The sequence below is a fragment of the Mesorhizobium sp. M4B.F.Ca.ET.017.02.2.1 genome (genome assembly GCF_003998955.1).
Classification (GTDB): domain Bacteria; phylum Pseudomonadota; class Alphaproteobacteria; order Rhizobiales; family Rhizobiaceae; genus Mesorhizobium; species Mesorhizobium abyssinicae.
This window is the reverse complement of sequence record NZ_RZOF01000284.1, coordinates 1-8251: the sequence shown is the minus strand read 5'-3', so window position 1 is coordinate 8251 and position 8251 is coordinate 1. Positions and strand designations below refer to the sequence as shown.

At 65.4% G+C, this 8251-nt stretch carries 10 protein-coding genes and 1 pseudogene; 8 read left to right on the top strand and 3 right to left on the bottom strand.

Annotated elements, in window-relative coordinates:
- Together EN738_RS26125 and EN738_RS26120 are read right to left on the bottom strand one after the other, a co-directional pair.
- Window positions 1–299, bottom strand: a pseudogene (locus EN738_RS26125) (dihydroorotase); the annotation flags it as partial.
- Window positions 296–1261: an aspartate carbamoyltransferase catalytic subunit gene (locus EN738_RS26120; protein ID WP_127286222.1), complete on the bottom strand. Its 966-nt coding sequence runs from the start codon at window positions 1259–1261 to the stop codon at window positions 296–298. The pseudogene EN738_RS26125 and the gene EN738_RS26120, both read right to left, overlap by 4 nt.
- 157 nt (window positions 1262–1418) lie before the next feature.
- Between EN738_RS26120 and EN738_RS26115 the strand changes: the two genes are divergently transcribed.
- The 3 genes from EN738_RS26115 to EN738_RS26105 all read left to right on the top strand — a co-directional run bounded on the left by EN738_RS26115 (window position 1419) and on the right by EN738_RS26105 (window position 4101).
- Window positions 1419–3047 carry a DNA alkylation response protein gene (locus tag EN738_RS26115; protein ID WP_127286221.1) on the top strand — a complete coding sequence of 543 codons (1629 nt, stop codon included), beginning with the start codon at window positions 1419–1421 and terminating at the stop codon, window positions 3045–3047.
- A gap of 152 nt (window positions 3048–3199) precedes the next feature.
- Entirely contained in the window at window positions 3200–3760 is a 561-nt protein-coding gene (locus tag EN738_RS26110) for a hypothetical protein (protein ID WP_127286220.1), read from the top strand.
- Window positions 3760–4101, top strand: coding sequence for a DUF6105 family protein (locus EN738_RS26105; protein ID WP_127286219.1), 342 nt, complete (start codon window positions 3760–3762; stop codon window positions 4099–4101). The genes EN738_RS26110 and EN738_RS26105 overlap by 1 nt, the downstream gene beginning before the upstream one ends.
- On the opposite strand, the gene ruvX is transcribed toward EN738_RS26105, so the two are convergent.
- Window positions 4019–4525 carry a Holliday junction resolvase RuvX gene (ruvX, locus tag EN738_RS26100; protein ID WP_127286218.1) on the bottom strand — a complete coding sequence of 169 codons (507 nt, stop codon included), beginning with the start codon at window positions 4523–4525 and terminating at the stop codon, window positions 4019–4021. The genes EN738_RS26105 and ruvX overlap by 83 nt on opposite strands.
- A gap of 120 nt (window positions 4526–4645) precedes the next feature.
- On the opposite strand from ruvX, the gene EN738_RS26095 reads away from it, so the two are divergent.
- From EN738_RS26095 to EN738_RS26075, 5 genes are all read left to right on the top strand, one after another.
- The gene (locus EN738_RS26095; protein ID WP_127286217.1) at window positions 4646–5353 is read left to right on the top strand and encodes a metal-dependent hydrolase; all 708 of its coding nucleotides are present in this window, start codon (window positions 4646–4648) and stop codon (window positions 5351–5353) included.
- Window positions 5354–5406: 53 nt separating this feature from the next.
- On the top strand, window positions 5407–5823 hold the full coding sequence (locus EN738_RS26090) for a hypothetical protein (protein ID WP_127286216.1): 417 nt from the start codon (window positions 5407–5409) through the stop codon (window positions 5821–5823).
- A gap of 89 nt (window positions 5824–5912) precedes the next feature.
- Window positions 5913–6200 (top strand): Asp-tRNA(Asn)/Glu-tRNA(Gln) amidotransferase subunit GatC, encoded by a 288-nt coding sequence (gene gatC, locus EN738_RS26085; protein WP_127286215.1) that lies wholly within the window; start codon window positions 5913–5915, stop codon window positions 6198–6200.
- Window positions 6201–6207: 7 nt separating this feature from the next.
- Window positions 6208–6666, top strand: a complete 459-nt coding sequence (locus tag EN738_RS26080) for a GNAT family N-acetyltransferase (RefSeq protein ID WP_127286214.1) — start codon at window positions 6208–6210, stop codon at window positions 6664–6666.
- The gene (locus EN738_RS26075) at window positions 6666–8231 is read left to right on the top strand and encodes an amidase family protein (protein WP_127286213.1); all 1566 of its coding nucleotides are present in this window, start codon (window positions 6666–6668) and stop codon (window positions 8229–8231) included. Before EN738_RS26080 ends, EN738_RS26075 begins: the two co-directional genes overlap by 1 nt.
- The last annotated feature ends 20 nt before the right edge of the window (window positions 8232–8251 follow it).

Below are 8251 nucleotides of genomic sequence, written 5' to 3'. Positions count from 1 at the left end.
GTGTCGGGCATCATGACGATGGAGGTGACGCCGCCGGCCGCCGCGGCGATGCTTGCCGAGGCGATCGTCTCGCGATGCTCGCCGCCCGGCTCGCCGATGAAGACGCGGCTGTCGATGAGGCCGGGGATGATCGCCTTGCCGGCGCAGTCGATGACGACGGCACCTTCCGGCGCGCCTTGGTTCAGCGCCGCCTTGCCGGCGGCGACGATCTTCCTGCCGTCGACGATGACCGTGCCGACCTCGTCGATGCCGCGCGAAGGATCGACGACATGCGCCTTGCTGAAGACCGTTGTCGTCATGCGCCGCGCCCTTCGTGGTTGCGGCGCGGGTCGAGCAGCGCTTCCATCACCGCCATGCGCACGGCGACGCCCATCTCCACCTGTTCCTGGATGACGCTCTGCGGCCCGTCGGCGATTTCGGACGCAATCTCGACGCCGCGGTTCATCGGGCCGGGATGCATGACCAGCGCGTCGTCCTTGGCCGCCTTGAGCTTTTCGGCGTCGAGGCCGAAGTAGCGGAAATATTCGCGGATCGACGGCACGAAGGCGCCTTCCATGCGCTCGCGCTGCAGGCGCAGCATCATCACCACGTCGGCGTCCTTCAGGCCTTCGGCCATCGAGCGGGCGACGATCACGCCCATTCTGTCGATGCCCGACGGCAGCAGCGTCGAGGGCGCGACGACGCGCACCTGCGCGCCGAGCGCATTCAAGAGCATGATGTTGGAACGGGCGACACGCGAATGCAGGATGTCGCCGCAGATCGCCACGATCAGCTTCGCCAGCGGCCCCTTGGCGCGGCGGATGGTCAGCGCGTCGAGCAGCGCCTGCGTCGGATGCTCGTGCGCGCCGTCGCCGGCATTGACCACGGAGCAGCCGACCTTCTGCGCCAGAAGGGCCGCCGCGCCGGCAGACTGGTGGCGGATGATGAGGATATCCGGGCGCATGGCGTTGAGCGTCATCGCTGTGTCGATCAGCGTCTCGCCCTTCTTCACCGAAGAGCTTGCCACCGACATGTTCATGACATCGGCGCCGAGCCGCTTTCCGGCAAGCTCGAACGACGACTGCGTGCGGGTCGAGGCTTCGTAGAAGAGGTTGATCTGGGTGCGGCCGCGCAGCGTCGAGGTCTTCTTCTCGGGTTGCCGCGAGATGGCGACGGCCCGGTCCGCCCGGTCGAGCAAAAGCTCGATATCGGCGGGGGAAAGATCGCGGATGCCCAGAAGATGGCGGTGGGGATAGAGCGGCAGGGACGAAGCGTCGGTCATCTCAAGGCGCTGCTATAGGGTGCGGTGTCCCCAGCCGCAAGCACCAGCTTTGGATTGCGGTCGTTCTCCCCGGTATTTTCGTCGCGCGCCTTGCATCGCTTGGGCTATAAGGCCCGATGGCTTCGGATTCGTGGCCTTCGCATGATAGGGACAGGGCGTGACCGACGACGTGACGAACCAGCCGCCGCCGCTGACGGGCGGCAACGCCTGGCGGGGCGATCCGTTGCTGATCCAGCTTGCCGAGCGCTTTTCCGAACCGGTGCGCAAGGACCTCGACGGGCTCGGCCGTTTCGTGCTGACGCAGGAAGCGCAGGAACTGGCCCGCCTCGCCAATGTCGAGACGCCGAAGCTCCGGACGCATGACCGCCAGGGCCGGCGCATCGATCAGGTCGAGTTCCACCCCGCCTACCATGCCCTGATGCGCCGTTCCGTCGCCAACGGGCTGCATTCCTCGGTCTGGGAAAACGGCGATGCCGAGATCGGCCGCCGCCACCAGGTGCGGGCCGCGCGCTTCTATATCACCGCCGAGCTGGAGACCGGGCACCTCTGCCCGATCACCATGACCAGCGCCTCGCTGGCGGCGCTGATGGCGAGCCCGAAACTGTTCCGCGAATGGGCGCCGCGGGTGACGACGCGCAAATACGACCAGAGCCAGAAGCCGCCGGTCGAGAAGACCGGGCTGACGCTCGGCATGGGCATGACCGAGAAGCAGGGCGGCACCGACGTGCGCGCCAACATCACCAGGGCCGAACGCGCCGGCAGCGGTTTCTATCGGCTCACCGGCCATAAATGGTTCATGTCGGCGCCGATGTCGGATGCCTTCCTGGTGCTCGGGCAGGCGCCGGAAGGGCTTTCCTGCTTCCTCGTCCCGCGCATCCTCGGCGACGGCTCCGGCAACGGCTTCCGCTTCCAGCGGCTGAAGGACAAGCTCGGCAACCGCTCCAACGCCTCTTCGGAAGTGGAGTTCGTCAACGCCATCGGCGAGATGGTCGGCGAGCCGGGCGCCGGCGTGAAGACGATCATGGATATGGTAACGCTGACCAGGCTCGATTGCGCGGTCGCCTCGTCGGCGATCATGCGGGCAGGGCTGGCCGAGGCCATTCACCACACGCGCCACCGCCAGGTGTTCGGCGCCAACCTGATCGACCAGCCGCTGATGCAGCGCGTGCTGGCCGACATGGCGCTCGATGTCGCAGCCGCCACGGCGCTGTCGTTCCGCCTGGCGCGTTCCTTCGACGAGGCGGCGAGTGATCGCGGCGAGGCGGCCTTCGCCCGCGCCATGACGCCGGTGGTCAAATACTGGGTCTGCAAGATTACGCCGCCGCTGCTCTACGAAGCCATGGAATGCCTCGGCGGCAATGGCTATGTCGAGGAGGCGCCGCTTGCCCGCTACTATCGCGAGGCGCCGGTCAACGCCATCTGGGAAGGCTCCGGCAACGTTATGGCGCTCGACGTGCTGCGCGTGCTCGGCCGCGCGCCGGGCCTGTTCGAGGAGGTGCTCGCCGGCATCGACCGCGATCTCGGCGCCGGCGGCCGCGGCACCATTGGCGTGCTCAAGGCGGCCATGCAGGTGGCGGCGACCGACGAGGGTTCGGCGCGCCTGCTTACCGAGCAACTGGCGCTGTCGGCGGCGGCAGCCGAGCTTCGCCGGTTGGGGGCAGGGCGGATCGCCGACGCCTTCGTCGAGACGCGTCTCGCCGGCCAGTGGCGCAACACCTATGGCATGCTCGATTCGCGCCACGATGCGCGCATGATCGTCGACACGCTCTATCCGCCGGTGAACTGAGCGGGTTCCGCCAGGCCCTCGCGTAGCCTGTGGATACACGTTAACCTTAACGAATGGTTTCCATTGCGGCGGCGACCCGCAGGGCCCACTGTTCTCACCGGAGCAAGGATTGGTTAACCATGCCGTTCCTTGCCCTGCGAAGCAGGAACGCCATGCGGCACGTATTGACCTCCTTTCTGGCCTTGCACTGGGCGATCGTTTTCGCTCTACTGGCGTATATCTGCATCGACGGCAATCGCGGCGTCGCCGCGGCCCTTGCGGTGCTCGGCCTTGAGGTCGAAAACGGCCGCATCACCGGACTGGAGAACGCCGCCATCGTGGCGCCGCTGGCGATCGCGCTGCTGGTGGTGGCGGTGCTGTTCTGCTGGGCCTTCGTCGAGACGCTGATTAACATAGCGGCCAGTCCCGACGCCACGGACAGTGTCGTGCGCATCGCCTTCATTTCCGCCTCGGCTGTGTTGTCGCTGGTTCTGGTCGGCGGCGCGGCGCAAGGCATCGACGGCCTGTTCATGGTCGTCGCCGTGCAACTGACCGCGCTGCTCGCATCCTATGTCGCGGTGCTGGCCGAGCAGCGCACGGCGCGGGTCGAGGCGTTTGCGGCCGACACCGAAGTCCGCGCGACCGCCCATGTCATGGCACGAGGCGCCGCGCACAGTTCACTGCTGTCACGCATTTCCGGCCGGCCGGAAGCGAATTCGAGGGATGGCCGCTGATGCGCACGCTGTTCGCGCTCTGGGCCGCTCCGCTGCTCCTGTTCTGGGGCTGGTTCTTCCTGTCGCTCAACGACATGAATTTCGGCTATGTGATGCTGAGCCGCCCGCTGCACGACCTGGTATTCCAGCTTTACGGCGAGATGCTGGGCATCGATCCGGCGCTCATTCCCGGCATGGTGGCCAAGGCCTGCGTCTTCGACAGCTTCCTGCTGATGGCGCTGTGGGCGTTCCGACGCCGCCGCAACATCGCCGCCTGGGTCAGGACCCGCTGGGGGAATCCGGTTCCGCAAGAGCGTCTGGACCGAGCGACTGAAGCCGGTCCAGTACTCCCTGCAGAATAAAGGCGGCCGCCGCCGAATCGATCTTGCCGGCACGCTTCCTGCGCGAAAAATCCATTTCGATCAGCGTCCGCTCGGCCGCGACCGTCGACAGCCTCTCGTCCCAAAGCACGAAGGGAAGGTCCGACAGGGCAGCCATGTTGCGCACAAAAGCGCGCGATTTCTGCGCGCGCGGACCTTCCGAACCGTCCATGTTCACTGGCAGACCGAGCGCGATCGCGCCGACATTGTCCTTCTCCAGCTGCGCGAGCAGCAGCGCCGCGTCGAGCGAGAATTTCCGCCGCATGATGACGGGGCGCGGATGGGCGAATGCCAGGCCTCGGTCGGAGACCGCCACGCCAATCGTCTTGTCGCCGAGGTCGAGCCCGGCGAGCGTCCTGCCGCCGACGAGGCGCGCCGGCAAGTCCTCGATCGATATGATGCCCAAACGGCTTTCCTTCAGACGCACGGTGCGGCGCATCCTTTTTGATGCACCGAATGTGATGGCCCTTTAATTTTGCCCGAGGCGTTCTATCCTCTGGCGCAACAAAAATCGAGGAAGTCGTTGATGAAACTGACCTGGTATGGACATTCGGCGTTCCGCGTCGAGACGGCGGGAGCCAATATCCTGATCGACCCCTATCTGGTCGGCAATCCGTCCTGGACGGGCGGCTGGGAAGGACCGGCCGAAGGGGTGACCCATGTGCTCCTGACGCATGGCCACAACGACCATGTCAGCGGCGCGCTGGAGGTGCTGAAGAAGAGCGGCGCCATGCTGGTCGCCAATTACGAAATCTGCATGTATCTGGTCGGCCAAGGCGCCAACGGCAGCAGGATCAATCCCGGCAATATCGGCGGCACCGTCGATTGCGGCGCCTTCACCACCACTTTCGTCCAGGCGCTGCACTCATCGTCCTTCGGCGGCGAGGGCGGCGCCAACACCTATCTCGGCAATCCCGGCGGTCTGGTCCTGCATTTCGCGGAGGACAAGACGCTCTACCATATGGGCGACACCGACATCTTCTCCGACATGGCGCTGATCAACGAACTGCATGAGCCGAAGATCGGCCTCGTGCCGATCGGCGACCGTTTCACCATGGGCGGCGCGGTGGCGGCGCTCGCCTGCCGGCGCTTCTTCCATTTCGACACAGTCGTGCCCTGTCATTTCGGCACCTTTCCGATCATCGACCAGACCGCCGACAAATTCGTCGCGGGAATGGAGGGCTCAGGTGTGAAAGTGGCCTTGCCGGCAATCGGCCAGACCATCACGATATAGGGCCGAGAGGCGCGTCGCGCCGAGATCATTCATGAGAGAAATGGAATGAAATCATGGCTTTGAGGCAGACACTTTGCGTTTCGATGCTGGTTGCCGCTTCTCCCGCGCCGGCGGCGGAGGACTTCATCGACGGTGTCTACCTGCAATCCGAAGAGCTGTGCGCGCAGGCCAAGAAGGGCAAGCTGCAGGATGTGATCGAGGCCGGCAACATCGTTTTGTCGGCCCACGGCCTGCAAGGCGTCGAATACAATTGCGAGTTCCTTCAGGTCACCAAGGCGACACGCTCGCCGAGCTGGGCGGTCACCGCCATCTGCCAGGAGCCGGGCTTTGTCTTTCCCGATGTGCTGTCGGTAACGCAGATGAGCCCAAAGCAGCTCGATCTTGTATCGGTCCGCCCGGTCGACGACGAAAGCGAGCAGGCCGGCAACAGCGGCAGCTATTTCCTCTGCGAAGGCGTGACGCCGCCTTAAGCCCAGATCTCGGCCATCCGCGCGCGACGATGCAGGTTGCGCGGCGCGCGCGGCGCCGCTATAGCGCTGGTTTTCCAGAGGCAACAGAAATGTCCGTTGATCTTCAGACAGTGAAGCGTGTCGCGCACCTTGCCCGCATTGCAGTGAGCGAGGAGGACGCCGAGCGCATGACCGGCGAACTGAACACCATCCTCGGCTTCGTCGAGCAATTGAACGAGGTCGACGTTTCCGGCGTCGAGCCGATGACATCGGTGACGCCGATGGAGATGAAGAAGCGGCTGGATATCGTGACCGACGGCAACAAGGCCTCCGACATCGTCGCCAACGCGCCGGCCACCGAAGAGAACTTCTTCCTCGTTCCGAAGGTCGTGGAGTAACCGGCCGATGGCAATCGAGATCGCCGTCGAGACCGCCTTGCAGGACGATGTGCGCACGCTGGTCGAGGAGCTCAACGCGACGCTGCTCGAACTGACGCCGCCAGAACACTGCTACCACATGACCGTCGAGCAGATGGCAGGCAAGGACACCACCGTCTTCGTCGCCCGCGACAATGGTCTTGCCATCGGCTGCGGCGCGCTGAAGCGTCATGACGGCGCCGTTGGCGAGGTCAAGCGCATGTACACCAGGCCCTCGCATCGCGGCCAGAAGATCGGCGCGAAAATCGTTGAACGGGTCGAGGCGCTGGCGCGTGGCGAGGGGATGAAGCGCCTTGTGCTGGAAACCGGAGACCGCCACCCCGCCGCCTGGACCGTCTATGAACGCGCCGGATTCTCGCGCTGCGGCCCGGTGCTGGATTATCCCGACTCCGAGTGGTCGGTGTTTTACGAAAAGAGCCTTGCCTGATGAGCGACCTGACACATCTGACGATTTCCGAGGCCCGCGCCAGGCTGCGCGGCAAGGAGATCACCGCGGCCGAGATCACCGAGGCCTATCTCCAGGCGATCGAGCGCGCCAATCCGGTGCTCAATGCCTATGTCACCGTCACCGGCGACAAGGCGCGCGACATGGCCAAGGCCTCCGACGCCAAGCTCGCCAGGGGCGAGGGCGGGGCGCTGGAAGGCATTCCGCTCGGCATCAAGGACCTGTTCGGCACCAAGGGCGTCCACACCCAGGCCTGCAGCCACGTGCTGGATGGCTTCGAGCCGCGCTACGAATCAACCGTCACCGCCAATCTGTGGGCTGACGGCGCCGTCATGCTGGGCAAGCTCAACATGGACGAGTTCGCCATGGGCTCGTCCAACGAGACCTCCTACTACGGTCCGGTCATCAATCCGTGGCGGCGCTCGCGCCTCGATACGGTGGTGATGCCGACCACGCATCAGGGCGATGGCGGCTTCGTCTCGGCCGGCGGCGCGAAAACCCAGCGCACGCTGGACAATGCCCAGCTCGTGCCGGGCGGTTCGTCCGGCGGATCGGCTTCCGCAGTGTCGGCTTTCCTTTGCGCCGGCGCCACCGCCACCGACACCGGAGGCTCGATCCGCCAGCCGGCGGCTTTCACCGGCACGGTTGGCATCAAGCCGACCTACGGCCGCTGCTCGCGCTGGGGCATTGTCGCTTTTGCCTCGTCGCTGGACCAGGCCGGCCCGATCGCGCGCGACGTGCGCGACGCCGCGATCCTGTTGAAGTCGATGGCCTCCGTCGACCCGAGGGACACCACGTCGGTCGATCGTCCGGTGCCGGACTACGAGGCCGCGATCGGTAAACCGATCAAGGGCATGAAGGTCGGCATTCCGAAGGAATACCGCGTCGACGGCATGCCGCAGGACATCGAAGCTCTGTGGCAGAAGGGCATTGCCTGGCTGAAGGAAGCCGGCGCCGAGATCGTCGACATCTCGCTGCCGCACACCAAATACGCGCTGCCGGCCTATTACATCGTGGCGCCGGCCGAGGCCTCTTCGAACCTCGCCCGCTATGACGGCGTCCGCTACGGGCTGCGCGTGCCGGGCAAGGACATCGTCGACATGTACGAGAAGACCCGCGCCGCCGGCTTCGGCCGCGAGGTCAAGCGCCGCATCATGATCGGCACCTATGTGCTGTCGGCCGGCTATTACGATGCCTACTACCTGCAGGCGCAGAAGGTCCGCACCCTGATCAAGCGCGACTTCGAGAACGTCTTTGCCGCTGGCGTCGATGTCATCCTGACGCCTGCAACGCCGTCGGCCGCCTTCGGCGTTGCCGACGAGGACATGGCGTCGGATCCGGTCAAGATGTACCTCAACGACATCTTCACGGTGACCGTCAACATGGCCGGCCTGCCGGGCATCAGCGTACCCGCCGGTCTCGACGCCAAGGGCCTGCCGCTCGGCCTGCAGCTCATCGGTCGTCCCTTCGACGAGGAGACGCTGTTCCAGACGGCGCATGTCATCGAGCAGGCGGCCGGCACATTTCAGCCGGAAAAGTGGTGGTAGGGTCATCCCTCATCTAGCTC